Annotated in this window: 27 protein-coding genes; 14 read left to right on the top strand and 13 right to left on the bottom strand. The window is 57.3% G+C overall.

Features of this window, described 5'->3' with window-relative positions; genetic code table 11:
* Positions 1-39: 39 nt before the first annotated feature.
* The gene (locus tag LA304_RS11170; protein ID WP_224503240.1) at positions 40-834 is read right to left on the bottom strand and encodes a lytic transglycosylase domain-containing protein; all 795 of its coding nucleotides are present in this window, start codon (positions 832-834) and stop codon (positions 40-42) included.
* 434 nt (positions 835-1,268) lie between these two features.
* On the opposite strand from LA304_RS11170, the gene LA304_RS11165 reads away from it, so the two are divergent.
* From LA304_RS11165 to LA304_RS11110, 12 genes are all read left to right on the top strand, one after another.
* A complete protein-coding gene (locus LA304_RS11165) occupies positions 1,269-1,460 on the top strand; it encodes a Flp family type IVb pilin (RefSeq protein ID WP_224503239.1) in 192 nt (63 codons plus the stop codon).
* Positions 1,461-1,487: 27 nt separating this feature from the next.
* Positions 1,488-1,679, top strand: a complete 192-nt coding sequence (locus tag LA304_RS11160) for a Flp family type IVb pilin (protein ID WP_224503238.1) — start codon at positions 1,488-1,490, stop codon at positions 1,677-1,679.
* Between the two features lie 282 nt (positions 1,680-1,961).
* Positions 1,962-2,804, top strand: coding sequence for a Flp pilus assembly protein CpaB (gene cpaB / locus LA304_RS11155; protein ID WP_224503237.1), 843 nt, complete (start codon positions 1,962-1,964; stop codon positions 2,802-2,804).
* A 222-nt stretch (positions 2,805-3,026) separates the two neighbouring features.
* Entirely contained in the window at positions 3,027-4,454 is a 1,428-nt protein-coding gene (locus tag LA304_RS11150) for a type II and III secretion system protein family protein (protein WP_224503236.1), read from the top strand.
* Positions 4,455-4,458: 4 nt separating this feature from the next.
* Entirely contained in the window at positions 4,459-5,121 is a 663-nt protein-coding gene (locus LA304_RS11145) for an OmpA family protein (protein WP_224503235.1), read from the top strand.
* 206 nt (positions 5,122-5,327) lie between these two features.
* On the top strand, positions 5,328-6,584 hold the full coding sequence (locus tag LA304_RS11140; protein ID WP_224503234.1) for an AAA family ATPase: 1,257 nt from the start codon (positions 5,328-5,330) through the stop codon (positions 6,582-6,584).
* Positions 6,585-6,612: 28 nt separating this feature from the next.
* Positions 6,613-8,076, top strand: coding sequence for a CpaF family protein (locus tag LA304_RS11135; RefSeq protein ID WP_224503233.1), 1,464 nt, complete (start codon positions 6,613-6,615; stop codon positions 8,074-8,076).
* A gap of 11 nt (positions 8,077-8,087) precedes the next feature.
* Positions 8,088-9,059, top strand: coding sequence for a type II secretion system F family protein (locus tag LA304_RS11130; protein WP_224503232.1), 972 nt, complete (start codon positions 8,088-8,090; stop codon positions 9,057-9,059).
* A gap of 12 nt (positions 9,060-9,071) precedes the next feature.
* Entirely contained in the window at positions 9,072-10,046 is a 975-nt protein-coding gene (locus LA304_RS11125; RefSeq protein ID WP_224503231.1) for a type II secretion system F family protein, read from the top strand.
* A gap of 15 nt (positions 10,047-10,061) precedes the next feature.
* Positions 10,062-10,649, top strand: a complete 588-nt coding sequence (locus LA304_RS11120) for a tetratricopeptide repeat protein (protein ID WP_224503230.1) — start codon at positions 10,062-10,064, stop codon at positions 10,647-10,649.
* A gap of 115 nt (positions 10,650-10,764) precedes the next feature.
* Entirely contained in the window at positions 10,765-11,622 is an 858-nt protein-coding gene (locus tag LA304_RS11115; RefSeq protein ID WP_224503229.1) for a tetratricopeptide repeat protein, read from the top strand.
* Positions 11,622-12,113 carry a prepilin peptidase gene (locus LA304_RS11110; RefSeq protein ID WP_224503228.1) on the top strand — a complete coding sequence of 164 codons (492 nt, stop codon included), beginning with the start codon at positions 11,622-11,624 and terminating at the stop codon, positions 12,111-12,113. Before LA304_RS11115 ends, LA304_RS11110 begins: the two co-directional genes overlap by 1 nt.
* Positions 12,114-12,125: 12 nt before the next feature.
* Here the strand turns inward: LA304_RS11110 and LA304_RS11105 are convergent, their stop codons facing one another.
* Complete coding sequence (locus tag LA304_RS11105) at positions 12,126-13,778, bottom strand: hypothetical protein (RefSeq protein ID WP_224503227.1); 1,653 nt, start codon at positions 13,776-13,778, stop codon at positions 12,126-12,128.
* A 172-nt stretch (positions 13,779-13,950) separates the two neighbouring features.
* Between LA304_RS11105 and LA304_RS11100 the strand changes: the two genes are divergently transcribed.
* Both LA304_RS11100 and LA304_RS11095 read left to right on the top strand, forming a co-directional pair.
* On the top strand, positions 13,951-15,264 hold the full coding sequence (locus LA304_RS11100; protein ID WP_224503226.1) for a P-loop NTPase family protein: 1,314 nt from the start codon (positions 13,951-13,953) through the stop codon (positions 15,262-15,264).
* Between the two features lie 74 nt (positions 15,265-15,338).
* On the top strand, positions 15,339-16,142 hold the full coding sequence (locus tag LA304_RS11095) for an NAD(P)-dependent oxidoreductase (protein ID WP_224503225.1): 804 nt from the start codon (positions 15,339-15,341) through the stop codon (positions 16,140-16,142).
* Between the two features lie 77 nt (positions 16,143-16,219).
* On the opposite strand, the gene folD is transcribed toward LA304_RS11095, so the two are convergent.
* The 11 genes from folD to tolQ all read right to left on the bottom strand — a co-directional run bounded on the left by folD (position 16,220) and on the right by tolQ (position 26,803).
* The gene (gene folD / locus LA304_RS11090; protein ID WP_224503224.1) at positions 16,220-17,137 is read right to left on the bottom strand and encodes a bifunctional methylenetetrahydrofolate dehydrogenase/methenyltetrahydrofolate cyclohydrolase FolD; all 918 of its coding nucleotides are present in this window, start codon (positions 17,135-17,137) and stop codon (positions 16,220-16,222) included.
* Complete coding sequence (locus LA304_RS11085) at positions 17,134-17,454, bottom strand: chorismate mutase (RefSeq protein ID WP_224503223.1); 321 nt, start codon at positions 17,452-17,454, stop codon at positions 17,134-17,136. The genes folD and LA304_RS11085 overlap by 4 nt, the downstream gene beginning before the upstream one ends.
* 59 nt (positions 17,455-17,513) lie before the next feature.
* Entirely contained in the window at positions 17,514-18,287 is a 774-nt protein-coding gene (locus LA304_RS11080) for a methyltransferase domain-containing protein (RefSeq protein ID WP_224503222.1), read from the bottom strand.
* Between the two features lie 72 nt (positions 18,288-18,359).
* On the bottom strand, positions 18,360-20,276 hold the full coding sequence (gene ftsH, locus LA304_RS11075; RefSeq protein ID WP_224503221.1) for an ATP-dependent zinc metalloprotease FtsH: 1,917 nt from the start codon (positions 20,274-20,276) through the stop codon (positions 18,360-18,362).
* An 84-nt stretch (positions 20,277-20,360) separates the two neighbouring features.
* The gene (gene tilS, locus LA304_RS11070; protein WP_224503220.1) at positions 20,361-21,644 is read right to left on the bottom strand and encodes a tRNA lysidine(34) synthetase TilS; all 1,284 of its coding nucleotides are present in this window, start codon (positions 21,642-21,644) and stop codon (positions 20,361-20,363) included.
* A 15-nt stretch (positions 21,645-21,659) separates the two neighbouring features.
* Positions 21,660-22,496 carry a tol-pal system protein YbgF gene (gene ybgF, locus LA304_RS11065; protein ID WP_224503219.1) on the bottom strand — a complete coding sequence of 279 codons (837 nt, stop codon included), beginning with the start codon at positions 22,494-22,496 and terminating at the stop codon, positions 21,660-21,662.
* Positions 22,497-22,519: 23 nt separating this feature from the next.
* On the bottom strand, positions 22,520-23,038 hold the full coding sequence (locus LA304_RS11060) for an OmpA family protein (protein WP_224503218.1): 519 nt from the start codon (positions 23,036-23,038) through the stop codon (positions 22,520-22,522).
* 135 nt (positions 23,039-23,173) lie between these two features.
* A complete protein-coding gene (gene tolB, locus LA304_RS11055) occupies positions 23,174-24,511 on the bottom strand; it encodes a Tol-Pal system beta propeller repeat protein TolB (protein WP_224503217.1) in 1,338 nt (445 codons plus the stop codon).
* Positions 24,508-25,617 (bottom strand): energy transducer TonB, encoded by a 1,110-nt coding sequence (locus LA304_RS11050; protein ID WP_224503216.1) that lies wholly within the window; start codon positions 25,615-25,617, stop codon positions 24,508-24,510. Before LA304_RS11050 ends, tolB begins: the two co-directional genes overlap by 4 nt.
* A gap of 18 nt (positions 25,618-25,635) precedes the next feature.
* On the bottom strand, positions 25,636-26,106 hold the full coding sequence (tolR, locus tag LA304_RS11045) for a protein TolR (RefSeq protein WP_224503215.1): 471 nt from the start codon (positions 26,104-26,106) through the stop codon (positions 25,636-25,638).
* Between the two features lies 1 nt (position 26,107).
* Positions 26,108-26,803, bottom strand: a complete 696-nt coding sequence (gene tolQ / locus LA304_RS11040) for a protein TolQ (protein ID WP_224503214.1) — start codon at positions 26,801-26,803, stop codon at positions 26,108-26,110.
* Between the last annotated feature and the right edge of the window lie 52 nt (positions 26,804-26,855).

The following is a 26,855-nucleotide window of genomic DNA, read 5'->3' as shown; positions in this document are numbered from 1 at the left end:
TCACGCAAAAGGCAGAGGGGGCCAAATGACGCCCCCTTTTCAATTCTTGGCGCGCAGGGCGTTCGTTGCGAAGACGCAGCCGTCCGAATAGATATCCGGTGGTGTGATGCAAAGATCTTTAGTGATCTGCCACGCCGCCATGACCTTCGGCACATAAAGGCGCGTCTCGGCAAAAAGCGGCGCGCCGCCCGCGGATTTCACGGCATTCTCGCCAGCGTTATATCCCGCGAGAGCCAATGCGAGATCCCCGTTGAACTCTGTCAGAAGCCAATCGAGATAGGTGATCCCGCCTCGAATGTTCTCTTCCGGGATCGTCGCATCGACCCCGAAGCGTTCCGCAGTCGCGGGCATCAACTGCATGAGACCTCTCGCGCCTGCGCTGCTCTCTGCCGCGACATCACCAGCGGACTCGACCGCGATCACTGCGAGCGCAAGCGCGGGGCTGACCTGAGTTCCGACCGAATTCAACAGGAGCGTCGGCCCATACAGATTTGCGAGATCGGTGATTTGCTGAAAAGTCGGGCGCGGGATGGCACCCCCGGGATCAAGATCGAGAGCAGCGATCGCGGCCGGAAACCTCTCAGGCCCCGCACCACTCAGGTCGTGCGGAACTGCATTCCAATACCAGTCGAGCAAATCCACCTGCGCCGGCGTTTCAGCTTCCTCGGCAGCAGGCGCTTTCACTGTTTTCGATCCGGGCCTGATTTGAATGTCGATGAGATTGCCCGCCTGTCCCGTCGGAACTCCGATCCGCTTCGGGCGCACCTCCGGCCAAGGAGGCGGATCCGTTCCGTCTTCTGCGTATCCCGGAAGAGTTAATACTCCGAGAATCATCGCGATTCTCGCAGCGGTCCGTGTCGCACTCGCCCAGATGGTTAATAGAATCATTTTAAAACTGCTCATGATTGCAGCGGATTTTCCGCTTATTTGTCGTCATTTTGTCAAAAATTCGATGATCCGGCCAGTATCACGACTCAATTCGGGGTCTTTTTTAAGCATGAAAGCGCTTTCAAATTATCAACATGATTTTCGCTCAACAATTTGATCAAAATATTTATTCATTTTTATCAATAATTTATTTTAAAACGCCCCCGATTTCCTTCCGTTTCCAAAATCGTACCAATGCTGCCTAAATCTTGCCCCAGTTCAGCGGCTAATTAACCTAATCGACGGCGAGAAGAGCGACGAAAGGCCCTGTGGAAAGGCCGCTGCTCCAAATCGCCATTACGTGGAAACTGTGCTGAAAATATCCTCTGGAGGGATAACCAATGAAATTCTTCAAACTGTCTAACAAATTCTCCCGCGACGAAGACGGTGCTGTGACCGTTGACTGGGTTGTTCTGACCTCTGCTGTTGTGGGCCTTGGCATCGCCGTTCTGACCACCGTGTCCAACGGTACGAAATCCCTCGGCTCCACCATCTCGTCCGACCTGACGTCCCGCACCGTTATCGCTTACTAATCGCTAGCGCTTCACTGGAGAAAAGACATGAAATTCTTTAAACTCGCCAACAAATTCTCCCGCGACGAAGACGGTGCTGTGACCGTTGACTGGGTTGTTCTGACCTCTGCTGTTGTGGGCCTCGGCATCGCCGTTCTGACCACCGTTTCCAACGGTACCAAGTCTCTCGGCTCCACCATCTCCTCCGACCTGACCTCCCGCACTGTGATCGCATACTGATCCAGTCAGGCGTAAGGCCGAAAAAAAGATGTGACCGCGCTTCGCCTTGCGAAGCGCGGTTTTTTTGTGAGAGAAGTCGTGGAGACTTCTGACTTTTGTCCAACTCGGCTCCGGGCGGTAAACAGAGCTATCGATTCGGGCCTTTTGTTGCCAAATGAGAAGAAATTTTTAAATGACGTGAGGCATGAACACCAAATTGCCTTATTTCGGACTCAAGTTGACCACTGACGCGATTGGTGAGTGCTTCTTTGAGGCACCCACCTCCAGCAAAAGGAACAAGGAATGCGAATAGTTTTTGGATTGGTGCTGATCATCGGCGTCGCGCTTGCAGGATTCGCCGTTCATATGACGCGCGGCTATCTTGCAACCTATCAGGACCGAGAACAGTCCCTTCGGGCGCAAGCAGTCGACACCGCTGAAATCTATGTCGCCGCTGTGCGGATTGCCTACGGACAGCCGATCACTCCGGAAATGGTGAAAAAGGTAAAATGGCCCGTTGAAGCTGTGCCTGAACAACCGTTCTTTGCCGAAGAGCAACTTTTTCCTGATGGTCCAGATGTTCAACGCGTGGCACGCCGCACGATGGAACCGATGGAGCCGCTCATGGGCATCAAGGTTTCACTCCCAGGTGAGACTGCGGGTGTTGCATTCCGCCTCTCTAAAGGTATGCGCGCGTTTGCCATACGTGTGGATGTCTCGAGCGGCGTTTCCGGCCTGTTGAGGCCTGGAGACCGTGTGGATGTCTACTGGACCGGTCGCCTTCCGGGATCGGCCTCCGAAGTGACGCGACTACTTCTCCCCGCAATGAGCCTTATTGCGGTTGACCAGTCTTCTGATGCAGACCGTCAGTCTTCAACGATTGCGCGAACAGTGACTGTTGAAGCCACGCCAACGCAGGTCGCGGGACTTGCGACGGCGCAAAGCTCGGGCCGCCTGTCGCTCGCGCTCGTGGGTCGCGGCGATGACACAGTTGTTGATGCTGTCCAAGTTGATCAGGAAACCCTTTTCGGCATCGTCCAGCAAGAAGAGGAAGTCATCCTCACGCCGCAGGCCCCCCGCGTTTGCACAATCCGCACTCGGAAAGGCGGCGAGATCATCGACACGCCGATCCCCTGCTCTGATTAACGCGCGACTTGGTTCGAAAATGACAAGGCGGCCGCAAGATTCGGCCGTCTTTTATTTTTGCCGATACGAAGGATGGAGTGTCTTTAAATCTGTGACTTATCCACATCACCCAAATCCACCAACACATTGATAGTTGCAAAAAAAGCGAATTTGACGCATCCTCGCCACAATCGGACCTTGAAGAGTCCAATCCTGAGGCGTGATCGATAGAGGCAGGGTCACATGAAAATGTTGAATTTCGTCAAGGCAGCCCTCGTAGGGTTCGCCGTTCTTGGCGCCGTCCCGACCGGGGCGCACGCTGAGAAACTTCGTGTGTTGACCGGCTCTCCGTCGGGCGTTTTGAATGTTCCCATGAACCGCGCAGTGGTCGTCGAAAGTGACGAGCCCTTCGCAGAGATTTCCGTCGCAAATGCGGAAATCGCAGATATCTCCACACTTTCGGATCGCTCGATCTATGTCTTGGGCCGCACTCCAGGCCTGACAACGATGACGCTCCTGGCGCCTGATGGAACGCTGATCACCAACGTCCAGATTCAGGTGACCCCCGACATTACAGAGTTCAAAGAACGCCTGCGGCAGATCATGCCGGGTGAGAACATCGAAGTGCGGACCGCGAATGACGGCATCGTGCTTTCCGGTGTCATTTCCTCGATTACGATGATGGAACGCGCTGTAGAACTCGCCGAGCGGTATGCCCCGGGTCGCGTATCCAATCTTTTGAACATTGGCGGCACACAGCAGGTCATGCTGAAGGTCCGCTTTGCCGAGATGTCGCGCTCTGTATCGAAAGACCTGTCGAGCTCGCTCGCGGTAACAGGTCCGACGAGCTATGACTCGAATGGCAATGCGGTGAACTGGAGCGCTGGCGAAACCGGCACGTTCCTTTCCGGCGACAACTCTCAAGGCGGGACCATCGAGACTCGGGACGGCGCGCTTGGTGCGATCAAGCTTGGCGCGGGCATCGGCTCGACTGAAGTGTCCATCTTGCTCGAGGCGATGGAAGAAAAAGGTCTCGTCCGCACCCTGTCCGAACCAAACCTCACTGCCCTCTCCGGCCAGCAGGCAAAGTTTCTTGCTGGTGGCGAATACCCGATCCCGGTTTCGAGCAGCGACGGCATCTACATTGATTACAAACCATTCGGCGTGGAGCTTGAGTTCATTCCGCGTGTCGTGAATGGCGAACAGATCAACCTCGAGCTGCGCGCCTCCGTTTCCGGCGTGGACTCGACCGTGAACTATTCTGTGGACGGCTTTACGCTCAACTCCTTCAGACGCCGCGAAGCCTCTACAACGGTAGAGCTGCGTGATGGCCAGAGCTTTGCAATCGCTGGTCTTCTCCAGGATGACTTCGAAGATCTCGTCGGTCAGGTTCCGTGGCTCGGTGATATCCCTGTGCTCGGCTCCCTCTTCCGCTCGACCGACTACTCACGTCGTCAGTCCGAACTCGTGATCATCGTCACCCCGCACCTGGTCTCCCCGACGAATGGTCTCGCGCTGGCGCTGCCGACGGATCGGGTGAAGATCCCGACCGAGAGCGAATTGTTCCTCTTCGGCAGAACCTACGGCGGCACAGAGCGTGCTCCGAAAGGGACCGCCGCAGAAGTTGCTAAACAGGACTTCTCCGGGTCCTACGGATACGTGATGGAGTAAGACCATGCGCAGCACATTGAAACTAACGCTCGCAGCATCAGCCCTGTTGTCTCTCGGCGCATGTTCCGACCAGAAGATTTTCTCGTCCTGGTACCAGGAGGCAGGCGGCTACCTCGACGCTGGCACCTTCGGCAACTCCACGATGAACAACACCCTCGTGCAGACCGGACAGCTGTCCTATGTGGTCGACTTCAACAACCGCTTCGTTGAAGAAGTCCCTGCAACCGTGAACTTCGAATTCAACTCTGCGATTCTCGACGGCGTTGCACGCGACTCGATTCGCAAGCAGGCCCAGTTCATGGCGCAGTTCCCTGAAGTGCGCTTCCGTGTTTACGGCCACACCGACCTCGTGGGCTCAGACGCCTACAACAAGTCACTCGGACTGAAACGTGCAAACGCAGTTGTGAATGAATTGGCGCGCAACGGAATTTCGAAGTCGCGCTTGGAAGCCCTTGTTTCCTATGGCGAAACACAGCCTCTGATCGTGACTCAGGAGCCCGAGCGCCAGAACCGTCGCACTGTGACCGAAGTGTCAGGGTTCGTTGAAAACGAGCAACTGGTGATGGATGCACGCTATGCAGAAATCATTCACAGAGAATATATTGCGAGTGCAACTGCGCCGTCTGATCTCGTGAATTTTGGCGCTAGAGAAATCGTCCCGGATTGATAATATCGTCCGAAGTTTAGGAATGAGTTCGCTGGTTCAGCCCCAATGGCGCACCAGCTCCCGGGCTCCATAGGAGCCTCATCGGAGCAGTGTGCCCAAAACCAAGTCGGGTAGAATGCGCTAAGGATTCGCAGGCTGTGCTGTCCCCTTTCGGGCCGGCAGGGCCAATGGGAGGACTGGTGTATGATAAAAAGGACAAACGAACCATGACGAGTGAAACTCTGTCACACAATGAACCGGCGCCATTGGTGGCATGCACCGTGAGTCGAGATGTGCAGAATTTCGATCTGTTGATCGAAGACATGGAGACCGAACTCGGCGAGTCTTGGGGCGATCTTTCTTTTGACGACGCAAAACTATTCTTCCGCCAACCAGAAAGCCGCGGGCTGAAGTTCGTTGCCATTGCACTCGACCATGAAGACGAGGCCGTGCTCGATGGCGTTGTCGATCTGATCAACGCGGCGAAGGCACAGAATGTAAAAGTCATCGTTATCGCGAACGAAGTGTCCCCGATGGCGCTGCACCGGTTACTTCAGCTCGGCGCAGAAGACTTCATCCCCTACCCCCTTCCTGAAAACGCACTCCATGAGGCCATCGAGCGACTGGAAAAGCAGGCCAATGCGCCCGCTGTCGAGGTCGCTGCCTCGGCCGGCGCCCATGGCGGCTCGGCAGGCGGTGGCGCAAATGGGATCGTGCTGCCGGTTCAGTCAGTTGCTGGCGGTGCCGGCGCGACGACTATCGCCGTGAACCTCGCATGGGAACTCGCCAACGTTGAAAAGAAGGGCCCTCAGCCGCGCGTGATCCTGATGGATTTCAACCTGCAGTTTGGCGCTGTCTCAACCTACCTCGACATGCCACGCCGCGAAGCCGTGTATGAACTGTTGTCCGCAACCGAGATCATGGACGACGATAGCTTCAAGGGCGCGTTGATGAATTTTCACGACAAACTGTCGGTTCTGACCTCTCCGCCGGAAATTTTGCCGCTCGACATTATCGAGCCAGCAGATGTCGAACGCATTCTCGACATGGCGCGCAAACATTTCGACTACGTTGTCATCGATATGCCGAGCACGCTTGTCAGCTGGACCGAAACTGTCCTCACAGCCGCTGAGTTCTATTTTGCGCCTATCACACTTGATCTGCGGTCCGCTCAAAACATTCTTCGCATCCGCAATGCGCTCAAAGCCGAAGAGCTACCGTTCGACAAATATCGTTTCCTCTTGAATTACGCCCCGAAGGGGATGGACCTCACGGCCAAAGCCCGCACCAAACGGATGGCAGAGAATTTGGAGATTGCGATTGATGTGCAATTCCCCGACGGAGGCAAGGCGGTGCGCGAGGCGTGCGACCAAGGCGTTCCGCTCGGGATCGAAGCTCCTAAAAATCCGATGTGTAAAGAAATTCAGAAACTGGCGACTTCAATTCATGCCCGCCACCACGAGCAGCTCGAAGCAGCTCAGTAGAGATTGGCTCTCATAAGGGACACCGTAAATGTTTTCGAGATATAAGAAAACGGACGCACGTGACACCAAAACTGCAGCTGACGCCGCAGCCAAACCAGCACCGAAACCGGACGCACCGGCGGCGCCGATAGCGGAAAAACCCGCGCCAGAGCCGACTGCGAAGCGCGTCGAGGCGCGCCGTCCTGCTCAGGTCGCCCCCGTCGATAAGGAACGCCGCCGCAAGGAGCGCCTCAGCGACATCAAGGTCGAGATGCACAAACGTCTCCTCGAAGACCTGAACCTCGCGGCTCTCGAAACTGCGACGGAAAAAGATCTCAAGTCCGAGATCTCGGACATCACGACAGAATTTCTGTCCGATCAGGGGCTGGTTCTTAACCGGGAAGAGCGTGTCGCTCTCAACCAGGAACTTTACGACGAGGTCCGCGGCCTCGGTCCTCTTGAACCGCTCCTGCAAGATGAGTCGGTCAACGATATTCTCGTGAACGGGCCGCAACAAATCTTTGTGGAGCGCGCCGGCAAACTGCAACTGAGCGACATCACCTTCAAAGACGAAAAACACCTGCTGCGCATCATCGACAAGATCGTGTCCGCCGTTGGCCGCCGCGTCGATGAATCCAACCCTTACGTCGACGCCCGCCTCGCCGACGGTTCGCGTTTCAACGCGATGGTGCCGCCGGTCGCTGTGGACGGCTCTCTGGTGTCCATTCGTAAATTCAAAAAAGAAAAACTCGGCATTGACGATCTCGTCCGTTTTGGTGCGTTCACGGAAGAGATGGCAGCCTATCTTCAGGCCGCTGTGTCCACGCGTCTCAACGTGATCGTGTCTGGTGGTACCGGTTCCGGCAAAACGACGACGCTCAATGCATTGTCCTCCTTCATCGACAATGACGAACGCATTCTGACGATTGAGGATACAGCGGAACTTCAGCTCCAGCAGACGCACGTGGGACGAATGGAAAGCAAGCCCGCCAACGTAGAGGGCAAAGGCGCCGTCACCCAGCGCGACTGTCTGCGCAACGCACTGCGTATGCGCCCTGATCGCATCATCGTAGGGGAGACCCGCGGTGAAGAGGTTATCGACATGCTGCAGGCCATGAACACCGGCCACGACGGTTCCATGACCACGATCCACGCCAACTCCGCACGTGACGGCGTCAGCCGTCTTGAGAACATGGTCGCCATGGCTGGTATCGAAATGCCACTCAAGGCTGTCCGCTCCCAGATCTCTTCGGCTGTGAACCTCATTGTTCAGGCCTCGCGCCTTCAGGATGGTTCGCGTCGCATGGTCTCGATTACGGAAATCACGGGCATGGAAGGTGAAGTGATCTCCATGCAGGAGGTCTTCCGCTACCAACGCACGGGCCTCACGCCAGACAACAAGATCATCGGCCACTTTACGGCAACAGGCGTCCGCAGCCACTATTCCGAACGCTTCCGTATGTGGGGCTATGACCTACCGCCCTCCCTCTTTGAACCGACCAACCCACGCTAAGGATTTCAGCCATGATCATCTCAATGGAACCGGTGATTTACGGCATTGTGTTTGTCGCTGTGCTTTTGCTGGTGCAAGGCATCTACCTAACGGTATTCGGCAAATCCATCTCGTTGAACTCTAAAGTCAACAGGCGGTACGAGCTTCTTGAAAAGGGGTCGGGCAATCGCGAAGAGGTCCTGAACCAGCTGCGCAAAGAGATGAGCCAGCACCTCAAATCGCGCCAAATCCCCCTTTACTCCATCTTGGCCGAGAAAGCTCAGAAAGCGAATATCGCGTTTTCTCCTGCCCAGTTGATCATGGTGATGGGGGTGCTCTCGCTCGTGGCGTTTATCGGCCTCTCTGTGGGCACCTCCGCGTCTCCACCGATCCGCTTCATTGTGTCCATCGCGATGGGTGTGGGGGCCGTTTACGTCTGGATTCAATCGACCGCCAAGAAACGCCTTGCGCTCATCGAAGAGCAGCTGCCGGACGCCGTGGAACTCATGGTGCGTTCTTTGCGCGTCGGGCACCCGTTTTCCAATGCGCTCAACATCGTGTCGAAAGAGGTCCCCGATCCGCTCGGAACCGAAATGGGTGTGATTGCTGACGAAAGCGCCTATGGCCGAGACGTCGGCGAAGCGCTCAAAGATATGGCCGAACGTCTCGACATGCAGGATTTGCGCTTCCTCGCGGTTGCCGTGACGATCCAGCAGCAATCCGGTGGTAACCTCGCCGAGGTGCTCGACGGTCTTGCGAAGGTTATCCGCGCCCGCTTCAAACTCTTCCGCCGCGTGAAGGCCATCACCGCTGAAGCGAAGTGGTCCGGAAACTTCCTGTCCGGCTTCCCGCTTCTGGCGCTGCTGATGATCTCTGTGACAAAGCCAAATTACTACGACACAGTCAAAGACACCCCGGCGTTTATCCCCGCATGTCTGGTTGTCGCGGGCTTTCTCACCGTCAACATTTTCGTCATGCGCTCGCTCGTCGACATCAAGGTCTGAGGTGGTTTGAACATGCAGGACTTATTCAAAAACTTGCTCGGAGAACAACTCGGGCCCTTCGGCCCCCTGATCCTTATCGGGACGCTCGGTGCGATCCTTATTCTGGTGACTCTTCCGGTACTGCTTAAAAAGCGCCGCAATCCGATGGACCGTCTGAAAGAAGAGCAGAAGGCCCAACAAGATAACGCCGTCAAACCTGCCCGCTTGCGCACGAAGGAACAGAAGGGCGCAAAGCTAGAGAAATATTCTGCATTTCTCGAGCCTCAGGATGAGGAAGAGTATTCAGCCGCCCAGCTCAAGATGATCCAGGCCGGCTATCGTTCGAAAAACGCCGTTCGCCTATTCCACTTTTCGCAGTTCGCCCTCGGCCTTCTGGCTCTCGCCGGCGGCCTCGTTTTTGCGCTCCTGAAATCGCAGAATGAGGACATGACACCAAAGTCCTTGGTGCTGACGGTGCTCCTGCCCGCCTGTATCGGGTACATGCTCCCCAAATATTGGGTCACGCGCCGCGTCGAAACCCGTAAAGAGGAAATCACGAACGGCTTCCCTGACGCGCTCGATCTCATGCTTGTATGTGTGGAGGCGGGTCAGTCTCTGGATCAGGCGATCATTCGCGTTGCAAAGGAAATACGGGCGGGCTTTCCCTCGCTTGCCGACGAATTCGAGATCGTCTCCTACGAGATCAAAGCAGGTAAAGACAAAACCGTCGTTCTCAAGGATATGGCGGAGCGATGCGGTGTGACAGACGTTGGGTCGTTTGTGACGGTGCTCATCCAGTCGCAACAGTTCGGCACGTCAATCGCCGACGCGTTGCGTGTCTACGCGACAGAAATGCGTGACAAACGCGTGATGCGCGCTGAGGAAACGGCAAACAAATTGCCTACGAAGATGACGCTGGCGACAATGATGCTCACCGTGCCTCCGCTATTGATCATTCTGATCGGCCCGTCGGTTTATGACATCTACATCCTCCTCGGAAACTTCTGACGAAAAGGTGCCGGTGTGGGCAAACCTTCCCGCTTGAGCCGACGCGCGCTCGTTCTGACTGCCGTATGTGCCTCCCTACTCGCAGCTTGCGCGGATGATGGCGTTCTCGCTCCGCTTGAGGATGGAGGGGCTTATGCGCCTCCGGGCGTTGACCCCAGCGAGGTCTCTGTCGATGGCCTCACAGTTGGGCATCGCCTCATGGCCGCCGAGGAGTATGAGCTGGCCCTAAAGGCCTATTATAGAGCCGCAGCGCATGAAGGAATGACTGTCGATACGCGCTCTGCGATCGGTTCTGCGAAATTGCGCTTGGGACGCCTCGGGCAGGCTGAGCAGGATCTTCGGCTTGCAATCGAGATGGATGAAACCTTTGTGCCAGCGTGGAACAATCTCGGCGTCGTTTTGATGGAACAGGGTGACTACGGCGAGGCTGAGCGGGTCTTCAGAACGGCGTTCGCTCTCGATAGTGGCCAATCTGCCGAAATTCGCGAAAACCTGCGCTTGGCGCTCGCAAAACTCGAAAATCCTACGTATAGTGAAGAATATACGAGCGGCTTCACCTTGGTGCGGCGCGGAACTGGAGACTATCAGATCCTCGCACGCTAGGCCAAATGACCTGAAAATCGGGCGCGGCAAGAACAACGGTGAAGGACATAGAGGCAATAGGATCCAACAGAGGCGCAAAGCCCGTGATCCGAGCAGAAAACGAGGTGCAGGCACCATGCGCAATATTCGTGTGATTATGCTCGCTATGGCGGGCACACTGGCCCTATCGGCCTGTGAGGAAAACGTTGGCGACGTGCGGCGTGCCGACACCACCGTCAACGCCATTGATGAAAGCGGTCTCTCGGACATCATGCTCAATGCTGCGGATCCGAATGAAGCCATCGCGTATTTCACGCGCTCTCTGAACGAAGATCCCGAGCGCATCGACCTTCAACGCGGCCTTGCCAAATCCCTCATCCGGGGAGGGCACAATGATGCCGCGGTGACGGCATGGAAAGCGGTTATCGCACATTCCGAGTCCACCGCAGATGACCGCATCGATTACGCGGACGCTTTGATCCGCACCGGTGATTGGGATGCGGCTGAAGCGCAACTCGACAGCGTGCCGCCAACCCATGAAACCTACAAGCGCTATCGGCTCGAAGCGATGGTCGCGGATAGTAACGAAGAATGGGACAAATCCGATAGTTTCTATGAGACTGCAGCAGGGCTGACGACCCGTCCCGCAAGCGTGCTCAACAACTGGGGCTACTCAAAGCTCACACGCGGTGAATTCGGCGACGCGGAGCGTCTCTTCTCGCAAGCGGTCACCTATGACCCGAAGATGTTCACAGCGAAGAACAACCTCGTTCTCGCGCGGGGCGCGCAGGGTAAATACGATCTTCCGGTCATGGAAATGACCCAGACCGAACGTGCAGAACTGCTTTACACCCTCGGCCTTGCGGCAGTGAAAGCTGGTGATATCGCGATCGGCACAGGATTGATCAAAGAAGCCATCGACACGCATCCGCAGCACTTTGAGGCAGCTGTGCGCAGCTTGCGTGCTCTAGAAGCCAACGTTTCAAACGGCTGATGTTCACATTGCCCGCAATGGCGGCGCTGTGGTTCTTGGGGCCTGTGGCTCTGATTTCCTTCATCGCCGCCTTTCACGATCTCAAGCGGATGAAAATCCCGAACGACTTGGTTCTCGGCCTCGCCGGAACCTATCTGTTCATGGGGATATTCCTGTTGCCAATCGACACCTATCTCTGGGGCATCTCTCACGGCATCGTCATGTATCCCGTAGCTCTGTTCGCATACGCGTATCTCGGCGTTGGCGCCGGCGACGGGAAGTTTGCGATGGCCATGTCACTTTTCATCCCGCTGGCCGACCTCAGTGTTGTCCTCACACTCTTTGCTGCGTTCCTACTCGCGGCCTTTGCTGCACATCGCGCGCTGCGCACTGTTTCGGCGGTGCGACGGGCAACACCGGACTGGGTGTCTTGGGATAACAAGAAATTCCCGATGGGCCTCGCGCTCGCGGGCACAATGGTCAGCTATCTCGCACTCGCTGCGTTTTTGTAAAACGCCCGGCGGTCAGTTCACGACCGCCTCGGCATCTTTTACGATCGGATACACCAGCATCAGCGGATCACGCAGTGGAGGGCGTAGTGTCAGCCCCGCCCTCTCCACTGCGGCAAGCGCATTGCGTTCGATTTCCATATCAAGCGAGCAAGTCGGCACAATGATCGCATCCGCGTTCTCGAGACCCGGCGTGCCGGAATAATACCACGGCGCGCCACCCTGAAGGGGAGAGAAGCCACCGAGAATCCAGATTGCAGAGGCAATGTCGGTGACGAAGAATTGTGTTTCCGGCGGGAAATTGAAAGGCGGTTCGGCGAGGCGGTCGGCCATGTAGCCGTGCAGAGAAGAATCACCGGCCATCAACATGCAGCGCGGTAGCGTCTCACCGAGGAAAGTCACTGGCTCAAACATATCATCTTCAACGGTGTAAGGCGCGAGTTCGGGATGCTCATCCACAAACGCAACACGGGCGAGGACCATTCCTGTGCGCTCGGTCCTGACAAATACGTCACTTACCTCTTCAATCTCTGCAAACTGGGCTGCGAAACCGTCGGGGCTCGTGGCCAGATGACGGAAGGGGCTCGTGAACATATTCTGCATCGACGGTGCAATCAGCGCGAAAGCCACGAGTGCCAGCGCGGCGATTGCATTTCGCGCATCCGCGTTGAAGAGGACACGCCTGCCCCGTGAGGGCCGAAGTGTGATGAGAAACAGTGCGAGCAGGATCAACCATTTCGGATCGTTGCCGAAGTTCTGGTACGTCACGTAAACAAACCCCGGCCCGAGAAGTAGCAGCAGAAGACCAGCACGTTCCTCTCCGGATTGGCGGAGAACGATCACCGACATCAATAGGGTCAAAGTCGCAATCAAAAACCGCGGTCCATTGAGAACTTCGATCAAGGCAACGCCCGGTTTGGCCCGCGTCTCGGACTGCGTCACAGATAGGAGGTCCTGAATATAGGCGGGAAAGAAATCAACGCCGCAGAGAATGATCGTGAGAACTGCGACACCCAGCCCCGTCGCTATTCCGATGACCAGGCCCTTCTTATCTCCTCGAACAAGAAACCCGAGCGCCACAGGGATCACGAATGCGACAAAATACGTGGATTTTATGAGAGCCAGAGCTGCAAGCATGACACCGACAATCATACCGTCAAGGCGGGGAGCCTTAGCGTTCTCATGCGGCGGCAGCACAGAGAGCAGAATGGCGATGAAGGCGCAGGCCCAGCCCCAGCGATTATAATACATAGAGACCGAGAGCGCAGTGAAGTCCTCGCCATGCACGAGCGCCATCACCATCCCCATGATGACCACCCCAAACGCCCACGAGGCCAATCCGTTCAGTCGGGAAGTCGCGACTCGTAGAACCATCGGAGCAAGGATGGCTGCAATGAAGATTTGGGCTGCGATAAAAGACTGGCCGATTCCGAGGCCCATCTTCGAAAACCAGGCAACTGGAGCAAAAGCGAAAATTCCAATCGGCGTCGAGAAATCAATGTGCGGCGTTTGGCCCGACAACATCCGCAGGATGATTTCGACCATATGAGCCGTATCACCCTCATGTCGCGTGGTGTAGAGCCCCCCCTTCGCCATGCCGACCCCGCCCATCAGGACGATGAGGATGACCAGATAAGCCGAATATTTTTGGGAGGATACCCTGTTCATTGCGTCGCCTCGTGCATTTTTCGGCAAGGTTATGATCAAACCGTTTTCTTTGCAAAGGTAGACGTGGAAAATGTTGGCCTTTGACAATGACCTACGGCAAAATGCGAGCGAGAGCGAAAGGGCGTCTCCCGCCGTGAATTCGGGAGAGCACCAGAGATCAAAGAGCATACCTATGAATGTCGAAGTAACGCCAAATGTAATCGCGCCTGTCGCTTTGCGACGCGCAGAGGACACCGGATTGTCTTCCGTGATGATGCGAGACATCCTCCTGAAAACAATGTTCCGAACAAACCTCGAACAGGTGTCCCGCTTGTCCGAGGCGATCTGCCTTCCTGTATCTGTGACGCAGGTGTTGATCGATTCCGCGCGAGAACAAGGCCTGGTAGAAGCGACCGGCACGCTGCACGCTGGCGCAGGATCAGAGATGGGATTTCGTCTGTCCGACACCGGGAAATCGCGTGCGCTCGATGCACTGAGCCAGTCGGAATATTACGGCGCAATGCCTATTCCTCTTGAGGATTATGCATTGCAGGTCAAACGCCAATCTGTGCGGAATATGAAAATTACGCGCGAAGCTCTGCTCGGCGCAATGGGGCACCTGATCTTGCCGCCGGATCTGATCAATCAGCTCGGGCCGGCCGTCGGTGCCGGTCGCTCGATCCTGATGTACGGACCGCCGGGCAACGGTAAGTCCTCTATCTCGAACGGTATTCGCGACGCCCTCGGCGACCTGATCTATGTGCCGCGTGCGATTGAATACAACGGCTCCGTTATCACCGTGTATGACCCTTTGATGCACGTAAAAAAAGAAGATGCAGAGGATGATACGACGTCCCTTCGCAAAACCGCTAACCGGTTTGACCGCCGGTATGTGCGCTGCGAACGCCCCTCGGTTGTCACCGGTGGTGAATTGTCGCTCGACATGCTCGACCTCGTCTACAACCCCACGGCGCGAACATATCAGGCCCCTCTGCAGTTGAAGTCCACCGGCGGCATCTTCATCGTCGACGACCTTGGCCGTCAGGAAGAACCTCCGCAGAAGCTCGTCAACCGCTGGATTGTCCCGCTCGAGGAGAGCAAGGACATTCTCGCCCTGCAATCCGGTGAGAAATTCGAGGTGCCTTTTGATACCTTGGTCCTCTTCTCCACCAACTTCCACCCGAACAAGATCTTCGACTCCGCGGCTCTCCGTCGTATTTTCTACAAGATCAAGATCGACGGTCCCGATCAGGCGGGCTTCCTCAAGATTTTCGCGATGGTCGCCAAAAAGAAGAAGATGGCTCTAGATGAAAAGGCGCTCGTTTATCTCCTCAAAGAGAAATACCCGACAATCGATAACGTTTACGCGAACTATCAACCGACCTTCCTCATCGATCAGATGATTTCGGTCTGTGACTTCGAGGGCATCCCCTACCGCATGACCCCTGAACTGGTCGAACGCGCCTGGGCGAACATGTTCGTCGCAGAGAGCGAGTTCGCGCACTAGATTGGAACCGCATTGAAGGGCTTTGCAAACGGCGATCTTCCGGTCATCCTCCCTTGAGATAAGGGAGGAAATTCATGACAAAACTTGGCCTTGCAGGCGTCGGCCGGATGGGAAGCGGTATGCTTTCCAACATGCTAAAATCGGGGATTTCGACCACAGGCTTTGACATTCGGCCGGAGAGCGATTTCCCGAACCTGCCTGTCTCCTCGGACGCGGACGCGTTTGCGGACGGGCTAGAAACGCTCTTCACCGTGGTGCGGGATGCGGACCAGACCGACGAAGTGCTCTTTGGTACACAAGGCTTTGTAACCCGCGCCGCATCGCTCAAGACGGTCGTGATCTGCTCGACCCTTTCGCCGAATTACGTGCGGGCTCTACGGGCGCGTGTGCCAGATCACATTGCATTGGTCGATGCCCCCATGTCGGGCGCGGAGGTTGGCGCGCGCGAGGGAACGCTGGCCTTCATGATCGGAGGGGCAGATCTGGACGTCGCTGCGCTCATGCCGATGTTCGAAGCAATGGGCACGAACATTCACCATATGGGCGGGTTCGGCGACGGTATGCAAAGCAAAGTGCTCAACAACCTGCTGTGTTCCTCACATACGGCTATGTCGCGCCTCGTGCTCGATTGGGCCGACAAGACCGGAGTGGATCGTCAAAAACTCCTCAACCTCATCGGCACCGCGACGGGGCAGAACTGGTTCACCTCACGGTTTGACCAAATCGAGTTCGCACATCACGGCTTTCAGGACGACAACACAATTGGCATCCTTGTTAAAGATGTCACATGCGCTTTGGATGCCGCCCCTGAAGGCGCAGACACCGCTTTGCCGGAAGTCGTCCGTGAAGCCATGCGCGGGCTAAAGCCGATCAGCTAAGCGATACACACCTAAGATACGAAAAGTGCCCCAGCGGACGACGCTGGGGCTCTTTCATCCGTATAACCATTTTCTGTTTAGGCCGTCAGCCCCTCGGGCTCCGCGAACCCGTGCGCACGGCAGCAGGCGGTCAGCGTGTTGGCGAGCAGGCAGGCAATCGTCATCGGCCCAACTCCTCCCGGCACCGGCGTAATCGCGCCAGCGACAGAAACAGCAGCATCAAAGTCGACGTCCCCGACAAGGCGGGTTTTCACACTGCCATCGTCGCGAAGGCCTTTCTCCGGCGCTGGGATTCGGTTGATCCCGACGTCGATCACGGTTGCACCCGGTTTCACCCAATCGCCCTGCACAAAGTGCGGACGCCCCACCGCAGCAACAACGATATCGGCACGCCGCACCACCTCGGGTAGGTCTTTTGTCCGCGAGTGCGCGATCGTCACCGTGCAGCTATCGCCAAGAAGAAGTTGCGCCATCGGTTTCCCGACGATGTTCGAACGCCCAATGACGACGGCATTCAGGCCGGACAGTGATCCATGGTAATCGCGTAGCATCATGAGACAGCCGAGCGGCGTGCAAGGCACCATCGACTTCTGCCCCGTCCCGAGCAGACCCACGTTAGAAATGTGGAACCCGTCCACATCCTTTGCCGGATCAATCGCGTTAATCACGAGGCTTTCATTCAGATGTGCAGGCAAAGGCAGCTGGACAAGAATCCCGTGGACGCTCGTATCTGCGTTCAGCGTTTCGATCAGTTCGAGCAACGCCTCCTCTGACGTCTCCGCGGACAACTTGTACTCAAAGGAATTCATCCCGACTTCAACGGTTTGCTTACCTTTCGAGCGCACATAAACCTCAGACGCGGGGTCCTCGCCAACGAGCACAACAGCGAGCCCAGGAGTCACACCGTGCGTTTCCGCGATCTGCGCCACATGCGTCGAGACTTTCTCTCGAACAGAGGCGGCAAATGCCTTTCCGTCGATCAACTGTGCTGTCATGGCTGCGTCTCCTCGCTGCTGGGCCCGAGGACTTTTTCCTCACGCGCAATCATTTCTTCGATCATGAGAGCCCACATCTCGCGGGCCAGAGCGGCATCAAAACCGGAACGATCTGCCGCAGCTTCGACCTTGTCCAAAACATCGGTCACACGCGTTGCGATGCGCGCAGGTAGGCCTTCGCTTGGTTTGAGCTCGGCAGCGCGGTCCACGTGGGACTGGCGTATCGCCAACAGTGCAATAAGGTCGCGGTCGATCTGATCGATCTGCACGCGCAAATCAGCCATAGTGGCAATTTCTGAAGGTGGTTTGAGCGTCATGGTCTTCCTCTTGCGGGCGCTTTAGCATGCAGCGCCCGCGGGGAAAAGCCTACAGACGCTTAGGTCTTATGAAGCGTCACAAAGAGCCGTTTGAACGGGAACCACGCCTGACCTTGCCGATTGATCGGATAGGCCGCATTGAGTTCCGTCTCATAGGCCTTCACGTAATCATCGAGACGTCCCTGAGCCTCGAAATGGTTCAGATACGGGCGCAGATAAGTCGCCTGTGTGAAGTGGCGAACTGGATGTCCGAACGGTGCGGTGAGTTCCTGCATGTATTCCGTCATCCAGACACGCACGTCACCGAAAGGTGCTAGCATGCTCGCATAACTGCGCGGCGGCAGGACATTCGAGTTTGCGTCCGCATCGGGGAATGCTTCAGGGTCCATCTTAGTCGCGACGTCGCGTGCGAGCGCATGCGACGGAGCTTCGTGTTGAGACGGCACCTGCATTGCGAACCAGCCACCTGGCACGAGATGCTCGACAATCCGCGGCAAAACAGAGCGGTGATCTTTCACCCAGTTCAGCGCCGCGTTAGTGAAGATCAACGCATTCTCGGTGCCGAGATCATGGGCTGCGAGATCGCCGTCCTCGACGGAATTATAAACCCCAGTTGCCTGCGCGGCTTCGCGCATGGCCGGCGAATTTTCGATGCCATCGATCGTGCGCCCGGGGAACTGTTCTTTGAACAGATGCCCGACGCCGCCAGAGCCACACCCGAGATCAAGAATGCGCCCCTCGGGCAGATCTCCCACCGCAGTTAGTAGGTCGCGCGCCGGCAAAAGACGCAGATCGTAATATTGGGCATAATCCGTTGGGCTCCAGTCGCTCATATGAGCCTCCTCCTCAGTCTTGCAAAAAAAGACCGCACTCAAACGAGCACGGCCTTCAGAATTCATATCCGATTAAGACGACGGTGTGGGTTCCATTCCGCCATCAGATTTCGGTTTCTTCTTTGTTTTCGGGATCGCGGTGATCGACGCGGTGTCATCATCCGATGTCCCTGATGCACCGTCATCATCGCCGCCATGCGGCGGCTCACCGGCCATCACCCGTTTAATCTCTTCGCCCGTCAAGGTTTCGTATTCGAGAAGACCCTGTGCGAGGCGTTCGAACTCATCCGCATTCTCGGAGATGATCTGGTAGGCCTGATTGTAGCCGTCCTCGATAAAGGTTTTCACCTCTTCTTCGATCAGCTCTTTGGTGTGCGCCGAAACAGAGAGGCCCGTTGTGTTACCCTGATAGCCTTCAGCGGCCTCTGCGTAATCAACGTTACCTACTTTGTCAGACATGCCGTAACGCATAACCATGGCACGGGCGAGTTGAGATGCCTGCTGAATGTCTCCAACCGGTCCCGAGGACACTTCGTCCGGACCGTATTTGAAGATTTCGGCGGCCTTACCTGCCATCGTCATTGCAATGCGCTGATGGGCTTCGTCTTTGAACATCTGAAGCTTGTCCATCTCCGGCAGGCTCATCACCATGCCAAGCGCACCACCGCGCGGAATGATCGTCGCTTTATAGACCGGATCGCATTTAGGCAGTTTCAGACCAACAATCGCGTGGCCAGCTTCGTGATAGGCAGTTTTCTCTTTCTGCTCATCCGTCAGCACCATGGAGCGGCGCTCCGCACCCATCATCACTTTGTCTTTCGCCTGTTCGAAATCGTCCATCGTCACCTGGCGGCGACCGATCCGAGCGGCCATAAGTGCGGCTTCGTTCACAAGGTTCGCGAGGTCAGCACCGGAGAAGCCTGGAGTACCGCGCGCGATGATACGCAGGTCCACATTCGGGCCGAGCGGCACTTTGCGTGCGTGCACGTTGAGGATTTTCTCACGGCCTTTGATATCCGGGTTCGGCACAGTGACCTGACGGTCAAAGCGGCCAGGACGCAGAAGGGCCGGGTCAAGCACGTCACGACGGTTGGTCGCAGCGACGATGATCACGCCTTCGTTGGCCTCAAAGCCGTCCATCTCGACGAGCAACTGGTTGAGCGTTTGTTCACGCTCGTCGTTCCCACCGCCATAGCCTGCGCCACGGTGACGACCGACGGCGTCGATCTCATCAATAAAGACGATACACGGTGCGTTCTTTTTCGCCTGCTCGAACATGTCGCGCACACGCGATGCACCGACACCGACGAACATTTCGACGAAGTCAGAACCGGAGATCGTGAAGAACGGAACGCCTGCTTCACCCGCAATCGCACGAGCCAAAAGGGTTTTACCGGTGCCAGGAGGGCCAACAAGCAGAGCGCCTTTTGGAATCTTGCCGCCAAGCGCGGAGAATTTCTGCGGGTTGCGCAGGAATTCCACGATTTCTTCGAGTTCCTCTTTGGCCTCGTCGATACCGGCAACGTCGTCAAACGTCACACGGCCCTGCTTTTCGGTCAGCAGCTTTGCGCGCGACTTGCCAAAGCCCATCGCCCCGCCTTTGCCGCCGCCCTGCATGCGGTTCATGAAATAGATCCACACACCGATGATCAGGAAGATCGGCAGGAAAGAGATCAGGAAGGGCATGAAGCCGCTTTCTTCCTGAGGACGTCCTTCGACGGTCACATTTTTGGAGAGGAGTTCAGAGACAAGACTCTCATCGCCCGGATTGATCGTGTATTTGCGGCGGCTGTCCTCGCCAATGAAATAGACCTTTTCGCCATCAATATCGACTGACGAGACGGTGCCGTCGTCAACCTTCGACATGAATTCGGAATAGGATACGACTTCAGACGACATCGTGCTTTGGTTGCCGCCCAGCACCTGAAACAGGGCCAGCACCAACATCAAGAGCACGAGCCAGAAGGCGAGATTACGCGCATTGCCCAACGGGGATCTCCTCGAAATAGTCTCGGCGCGCAGAGAGACTCCACGCGCAGCTTTCTACCTAAAATAGGCATCCCCGCCCCGAGTTCAATGCGATAAAAGCGAAGTATAGAACCCGTTTTCAGGATGGATAAGGCGAGCCGTCGCGAAACCGTGTTCTGCCAAGGGTGCCGAGATCAACGTATTCCCCTGAAATACGGCTGGAGAGGCCTTGAGCACCTCACGCGGCGGCGCGGATTCGGGTCTTTCGCCTAACTGAAGAAGCCCGTCTTCGCCCAAGGCACGGACGTAAAAGTCCATATTTTCAGAACCTTCAACAATCCATCGCCCATCCCAGAGTTCACCCAGGGGCACTCGAGTGTTTGACACGGCGGCATATTCACGCGTGAGGCGAAAGCTGGCCTTCCCCCCGAGCAAGCGAACCCCATGGAGTGTCGCATCACGACCGCGCATCATGGCGGACAGAAATTCCTGAAGCTTCATCCCGCGCGGGCCATACTCAGCAGAGGCAATCCACCGCAGGGCCTGCGCGATGAGGCGACGATTGATCTCCGGTGCGGCTTCAGCAAAGCGTCGCCGATCAATAATCAAATCGCCCTTTTCCTCGCGCACGCAGGAAAGAGCGTGATCGTGAGTCGCAAAATCGAGCGCCGAACGGACGTGGCCGAGATGATCCATCACCCGTCCGACCACATGCATATCAATCCCGAGTTTGTTTAGCTCGACCATAGCCTTGCGGACGCGAACACGCTCATAGGCCTCATCATCATTCGTCGGATCGTCGACCCAAGGTTCGCGAATGTCGCGCAGATAATCCCGGAGTTCCGCCCGCTCCTGTAGGAGCAAGGGCCGCACCCATGTGATTCCCTCCGCGCTACGACGACGCTGCATCCCTGTGAGCCCGTCGATACCGGACGCGCGTGCAAGGCGCATAAAGAATGTCTCGGCCTGATCATCCGCCGTGTGCGCCAGAGCGATTGTGGAAATCCCCTCCGCTTTCGCCCAATCCGCCATGAGACGATAGCGTGCGCGGCGGGCCGCATCCTGCAAATTCCCGCTGCCTGTGTAACCTGTCCAGTTGAGCGTGGTGTGCTGTAGTTGAAGACGTTTCGAAACTTCTGCGACGAAACGAGCCTCTTCAGCAGCTTCAGATCGAAGACCATGGTTTACCGTCACGACTTTTAGCCGAACGCCTTCCTCCGAGGCCCACTCTGCCATGAGATGCAGCAACGCCATCGAGTCGCCGCCACCAGAAACAGCAACCGCAACCTTGTCTGGCTTATCGAAAGCGAAAGCTGTCCCAACGAAATGGCGCAACATGGCGTGGGTGTCCGGTCGGCGGCCTTCCGTGTCACCGGTTTCCTTCGCCATTGCAGTCACCCTCGTTTACTGACACCCGAGGTTCTGCGCATCGACGAGCGCCTGTTGCGAGGCGAAAGACCCTGGGAAACGCGCGCCGACTTCGCCGAACATCACGCAGGCTTTTTCCGTTTGTCCGAGTTGCCCCAACGAACCCGCGAGCTTCAGCAATGCGTCCGGCGCGCGGTCGCCTTCCGGACTGCCGGAAAAACTGTCGAGGTAGGCGCGCGCGGCCTGCGTCGTCTGGCCCATCGCCGCATATGCCTCTCCCCGCATGTAGTGCGCCTCGCCCGTCAGGTAGCCACCGGTGTAGGTCGACGTGAACATCTCGAACGCGGCGGCGGATTCTGCGTAATTGCCCTCTTCGTAGAGCGCTTTCGCCGCATCGAAATCCATTTGCTCCGTCATCGCGAGATCAGCTGTGCCATCCATCGGCGGTTCGGAACCCGGCCCTGTGACGATCACATCCATGGCCCCGCCCATCTCGCCTCCGAGCGGCTTGAGCGGCGGCAGATTGCCAATATCGCAGCCCGTTTCCAACTCACAGAGCCGGAAATTCAGATCATCCAGTTGATTGGTGCCGTCATCGACGACCCGCTCGATCCGGAATTCGATGGCTTCGACCTTGGCTGTGAGATTTGTGAGGGCTGCCTCCATGAGATCGACACGTTCAAGCGTATCCGCCCCCATGATCTGGGTATTCGGCGCACCTGTCGTCGACAACTCGCGTTTGAGCTTCGCGAGTTCGACCGACAAAACGGCTGCTTCCTGCCGGATGTCGGCAAGCGTTTGCGCGTCCTGCGCAGCCGCCGCTCCAACAGACAGACCGAACGCAAGCAGACATGCGGCAAAGGTCGATTTCATGGCGCTTATCCCTCGTTGATCGATTAGACGCCTGCGCCCGCAGCGAGCACAGTCACAGCACGGCGGTTCTGGCTATAGCAGCTTTCATCAGAACACACTGCGAGAGGACGTTCTTTGCCGTATGGAATGGTCTTAAGGCGGTTCGGAGCGATGCCTTGGCTGATCAGGAATTCCTGAACCGCAGCGGCGCGGCGCGCGGAGAGCGCAAAGTTGTAATCGCGCGTGCCCTGCTCGTCGGCATGGCCTTCGATGATCGCCGTGTAGGCAGGGTTGGCTTTGAGCCAGTTCACCTGACCGATGAGGACAATCCGTGCATCATCAGAAAGCGTCGATTGGTCGACCGCAAAGAGGACGCGATCACCGATGGTCTGGTTGAAATAAGCGACCGAGCTTGGGTCATTGACTGAGCCCGCAGCCATGCCGCCATCGGCCCCGACGCCGCTACCGTTACCGAAACGGCCCGGGTTGGTACAGGCCGTCAGGCCGAGTGCTGCGACAAGAAAAACGGCGCGAGCGGATTTGGTAGTCAGAAATTTGGACATTGGATCATCCTTTGCGTCAAACGCGTGAACTGCTCTTTTTGGGGACTATAGCACCCTCCCGCAGAGTTGGGGAGAGTGCCAAATTTCACGTTTTTCTCAGACGTGTTACACATATGCGCCTCACGTCCGGTAAAGTTATTTCAGAAGCGGCGACCACGCAGGGTCCGACGCGCCCGCCGTCGTCGGGACGCGTTTAAGGTTCCGCCCGGTAATATCCACGGAATAGAGCGCGCTGCCGCCCTCGGCGCCTTGGCTCTCACGGGTGAACATGATCACACGCCCGTTTGGCGCCCAACTCGGACCTTCATCAAGGAAGGACGCCGTCAACAGGCGCTCTTCAGAGCCGTCTGTGCGCATCACACCAATGTGGAAGCGGCCTTGGTTCTGCTTCGTGAACGCGATCAAATCACCGCGCGGAGACCAGACTGGCGTGCCATATCGGCCCTTGCCGTTGGAGATGCGACGCGCTTCGCCACCTGCAGCGGGCATGATGTAAAGCTGCTGCGTGCCGGACCGGTCGGATTCAAAGACGATCTGCGATCCATCCGGAGAGAAGCTCGGCGCGGTTTCAATCGCGGGCGTGTTCGTCAGACGGGTAATCTGACTCGTCGCGATGTCCATGCGATAGAGATCGGTGTTGCTGCCCGTCGACATAGAATAGACGATGGACCGGCCGTCCGGAGAAAACCGCGGCGCAAAGGTCACGGCTTCGGCAGGCACAGGCAGACGGGTACGGGTCACTGTGCCGACGTCTAGCATCATGATCTGAGGCGTGCCGGACTCATAAGAAGTGTAGAGCACGCGATCACCGGTCGGCGAAAAGCGCGGCGCGAAGACGATGAAACTGTCGTCCGTAAGGTATTGCAGGTTCGCCCCATCGTAATCCATCACCGCGAGCCGCTTCTTGCGGTCGTTCTTCGGGCCGGTTTGGGACACGAAGACGACGCGGCTGTCAAAATAGCCGCCCTCACCCGTGATCCGCGAATAAACAACGTCAGCAACCTTGTGCGCGATGCGGCGCCAGCTCTGGGTGGAGCCGCCGAGTTGCAGGCCTGACCCGAGCGGGGCCTCCGAATATACGTCAAACACGCGGAACTTCACGATGAGGTTGCCATCGGCATCCAGCGTGACCGCCCCCGTCACGAGGCCCTGCGCATTGATCGCCTTCCAGTCGGTGTAGGACACCGGTGCGCTAAAGTTCGTGACTTGAGAAATGTAAGCCGCCGGAGGAATTTCACGGAAGAGACCGGACCCCACGAGATCGGACGCGATCACGTCGGAAATCTGCTGGGCGAACTCGGCCACCTGCGGCGTTTCCGCGATGAAATCGGGGATGGCCAAAGGCAGGGGTTCGATCACACCGCGCGTAATGTCGAGGCGCAGCGGACCGGGGTCCTGTGCAGCGACCGGCGCGGCCATACCCAGTGACAGAGCCGCAGCGAGGGCGCAGGCGAGTGTCTTCAGGCGTTTCATTTATACCTCATCTGTTCGGGATCGAAGCGTAGTTCGATGTTGCGCCAATGGGCGTATTTGTCCACGGGCAATGGGAAACCGCTTTGGCCACAGCGAATAATCGCTCGGCGCGCAACGGCAAATGCTTGGTCTGCGGAGGCCTGGGAACCTCCTTCGAAGTCAATCAACTCAATTGTGCCGATCTGGGGTGTTCCGTCCTCATTCATCGACATGCGAACGCGTATCACAGTTCGCATTGCCTCAGACGACATCGACCCCACATTCCAACATTGGGACACCGCGACGCGCATGCCTTCGCGTTCCCCCGCAGTGAGCGGAGGTCCAGCCGGACGTTCCGGCGCGGCAGGTGCGCCAGTTGCTTCCGCCGCAAGTGCAGCCGCTGCTGCGGCGGCAGCCTCGGCGACGGCATCAGCCGCATCCGGAACTGGTGTGACAGGTGGCTCAGGTTGTTCAACAGGCTCTCGTGCTTGGGCCGCTTCTTGGGCAAGATTGCTCGGACGCGTTTTAGGCCGCGGCGAGCTTGTCATGCCTGCGGGCTTTTCGGCTTCTGTGACAATCTCCGTCGTCGTTTCCTGCGGCGCGGCTTCTTCCGTCTGCTCCTCGACGATCTCAGGCGTCTCGGCCTCTTCAGAGATCGCCTCTTGAGGGACCTCTGCGATTTCGGGAGTGGGCTCAGGTGCTGTCACAACCTGATCCGAGATACGTGGCACCGGTCGCGGTGTCGGCTCCGCTGCATCAGGAAGGTTCGCGCCAGGGTCTTCTAGAGAGACCTCTGGTTCAGGCGGTGCGACTGGTGGCGTTGGTTCAACCACGGGCTCTGGCTCGGCGGGCGGTTGAGGTGTCGGTTCAGGCGCAGACGCCTCTTCAGACGGAACCACATCCGGCGGCAGTTCGCTCTCTGGCGCGGTCACCACCGGTGCTTCCTCAAAGTCTTCAGGAGCTGTGGAGCGCTCCACCAAAGCGGCATATTCGCTCTCGGAAATGAGCGCGACTTCCTGCACGGCCACGGCCTCTGGCGCGTCGGGACGAAGGAACAGCCCCCCGAACAGCGCGTAGGCAATCAGACCCAGATGGCCCGCTGCAGAAATATATTGGCCCGTGTTCACGTTTTGCCTCGGTGTGCGTCAGTTACCGGAACCGTCAAGACGCGGTCCACCCTGCTCGGTCACGAGACCGATAGAGCGGAACCCGCCTGCATTCAGTGCGCCCATCACCTGAGCCACGCGCTCATAGGTCACAGATCCATCCGCGCGCAGGAAGACTTTGTCATCATTGCGCTCGGCTGCAATCGCCTGAAGCTTGGCAACCAGATCCGTTTCAGGCGTCTCGTTTTCCATGAGCAGAACCTGACCATCGGCGGTGAGCGTGATGGTGAGCGGCTCTTCTTCCTCTTGCGGGAGCGCGGTCGCGGCGGTCTCCGGCAATTCGACCGGCACACCGACCGTCATCATTGGCGCAGCGACCATAAAGATGATCAGCAAAACGAGCATGACGTCGACGAACGGCGTCACGTTGATCTCGCTCATCGCTGCGGGGCGACGGCGGCGACCTCTGCGGCCACCTCCCCCCGATTTCTGAACAACACCCGCGCCCATGTCAGCTATCCAGTTCGCGCGAGAGAATGGTCGCGAATTCGTCCGCGAAGGCCTCATAACCCCCGAGGATGCGGTCGCTGTCCGCGTTCAGTTTGTTGTAGAAGATCACCGCCGGAATAGCAGCCAACAGACCAAGTGCGGTCGCGAGAAGCGCCTCTGCGATCCCCGGCGCCACAACAGCGAGGTTCGTGGACTGCGCCATGGCAATATCCTCAAACGCCGTCTTGATCCCCCAAACCGTGCCGAAAAGACCGATGAAGGGGCCGGTGGAGCCTACCGTTGCGAGGAAGGAGAGACCTTTCGTCATCTCTTCGCTTTCTTTCGCAATCGCCACATCCATTGAGCGATCAATCCGCGACTGCGCACCTGCGATCAGCCCGCCATCCGCACGATGGGACCGCCGCCACTCAGTCATCCCCGCCGCAAAGACCCGTTCAGGAGCCGTTAGCGGGCGATTTTGCATCTGGTCATACAATTCGTCGAGCGGTTCACCGGACCAGAAGGCACGATCAAACTCTGCCGCTGTCGCGCGCGCCGTTTTGAATGCGATGAATTTCTGAATGATGATCGACCATGACCAGAACGAGGCCACGATCAGAAGGAGCATCACGATCTTCACCGTGAGCGTTGCGCGCATGAATAGCGCCAGCAGGGAGAAATCGATCTCCTGCGCCATGCCAAGTGTTGTGTGGTCCATAAACCTGCTCTTTTGCCTAACGGGCCGCGTTTTCACGGCTCTCATTACCCTA

The sequence above is a fragment of the Celeribacter litoreus genome, from assembly GCF_020165855.1.
GTDB classification, from domain to species: domain Bacteria; phylum Pseudomonadota; class Alphaproteobacteria; order Rhodobacterales; family Rhodobacteraceae; genus Celeribacter; species Celeribacter litoreus.
Note: the sequence above shows the minus strand (reverse complement) of the source record. Positions and strands in the feature narration are given on the sequence as shown.

Coding starts and splice junctions, on each gene's coding strand:
- LA304_RS11115 (WP_224503229.1), top strand. CDS start 10,765: ATGCGCAATATTCGTGTGATTATGCTCGCTATGGCGGGCACACTGGCC.
- LA304_RS11095 (WP_224503225.1), top strand. CDS start 15,339: ATGACAAAACTTGGCCTTGCAGGCGTCGGCCGGATGGGAAGCGGTATG.
- LA304_RS11135 (WP_224503233.1), top strand. CDS start 6,613: ATGTTTTCGAGATATAAGAAAACGGACGCACGTGACACCAAAACTGCA.
- LA304_RS11080 (WP_224503222.1), bottom strand. CDS start 18,287: ATGAGCGACTGGAGCCCAACGGATTATGCCCAATATTACGATCTGCGT.
- LA304_RS11110 (WP_224503228.1), top strand. CDS start 11,622: ATGTTCACATTGCCCGCAATGGCGGCGCTGTGGTTCTTGGGGCCTGTG.
- tolR (WP_224503215.1), bottom strand. CDS start 26,106: ATGGGCGCGGGTGTTGTTCAGAAATCGGGGGGAGGTGGCCGCAGAGGT.
- tolQ (WP_224503214.1), bottom strand. CDS start 26,803: ATGGACCACACAACACTTGGCATGGCGCAGGAGATCGATTTCTCCCTG.
- LA304_RS11165 (WP_224503239.1), top strand. CDS start 1,269: ATGAAATTCTTCAAACTGTCTAACAAATTCTCCCGCGACGAAGACGGT.
- LA304_RS11125 (WP_224503231.1), top strand. CDS start 9,072: ATGCAGGACTTATTCAAAAACTTGCTCGGAGAACAACTCGGGCCCTTC.
- LA304_RS11085 (WP_224503223.1), bottom strand. CDS start 17,454: ATGACGCTCAAACCACCTTCAGAAATTGCCACTATGGCTGATTTGCGC.
- LA304_RS11145 (WP_224503235.1), top strand. CDS start 4,459: ATGCGCAGCACATTGAAACTAACGCTCGCAGCATCAGCCCTGTTGTCT.
- LA304_RS11100 (WP_224503226.1), top strand. CDS start 13,951: ATGAATGTCGAAGTAACGCCAAATGTAATCGCGCCTGTCGCTTTGCGA.
- LA304_RS11140 (WP_224503234.1), top strand. CDS start 5,328: ATGACGAGTGAAACTCTGTCACACAATGAACCGGCGCCATTGGTGGCA.
- LA304_RS11150 (WP_224503236.1), top strand. CDS start 3,027: ATGAAAATGTTGAATTTCGTCAAGGCAGCCCTCGTAGGGTTCGCCGTT.
- folD (WP_224503224.1), bottom strand. CDS start 17,137: ATGACAGCACAGTTGATCGACGGAAAGGCATTTGCCGCCTCTGTTCGA.
- tolB (WP_224503217.1), bottom strand. CDS start 24,511: ATGAAACGCCTGAAGACACTCGCCTGCGCCCTCGCTGCGGCTCTGTCA.
- LA304_RS11060 (WP_224503218.1), bottom strand. CDS start 23,038: ATGTCCAAATTTCTGACTACCAAATCCGCTCGCGCCGTTTTTCTTGTC.
- cpaB (WP_224503237.1), top strand. CDS start 1,962: ATGCGAATAGTTTTTGGATTGGTGCTGATCATCGGCGTCGCGCTTGCA.
- ybgF (WP_224503219.1), bottom strand. CDS start 22,496: ATGAAATCGACCTTTGCCGCATGTCTGCTTGCGTTCGGTCTGTCTGTT.
- LA304_RS11130 (WP_224503232.1), top strand. CDS start 8,088: ATGATCATCTCAATGGAACCGGTGATTTACGGCATTGTGTTTGTCGCT.
- LA304_RS11105 (WP_224503227.1), bottom strand. CDS start 13,778: ATGAACAGGGTATCCTCCCAAAAATATTCGGCTTATCTGGTCATCCTC.
- LA304_RS11170 (WP_224503240.1), bottom strand. CDS start 834: ATGATTCTCGGAGTATTAACTCTTCCGGGATACGCAGAAGACGGAACG.
- LA304_RS11160 (WP_224503238.1), top strand. CDS start 1,488: ATGAAATTCTTTAAACTCGCCAACAAATTCTCCCGCGACGAAGACGGT.
- tilS (WP_224503220.1), bottom strand. CDS start 21,644: ATGGCGAAGGAAACCGGTGACACGGAAGGCCGCCGACCGGACACCCAC.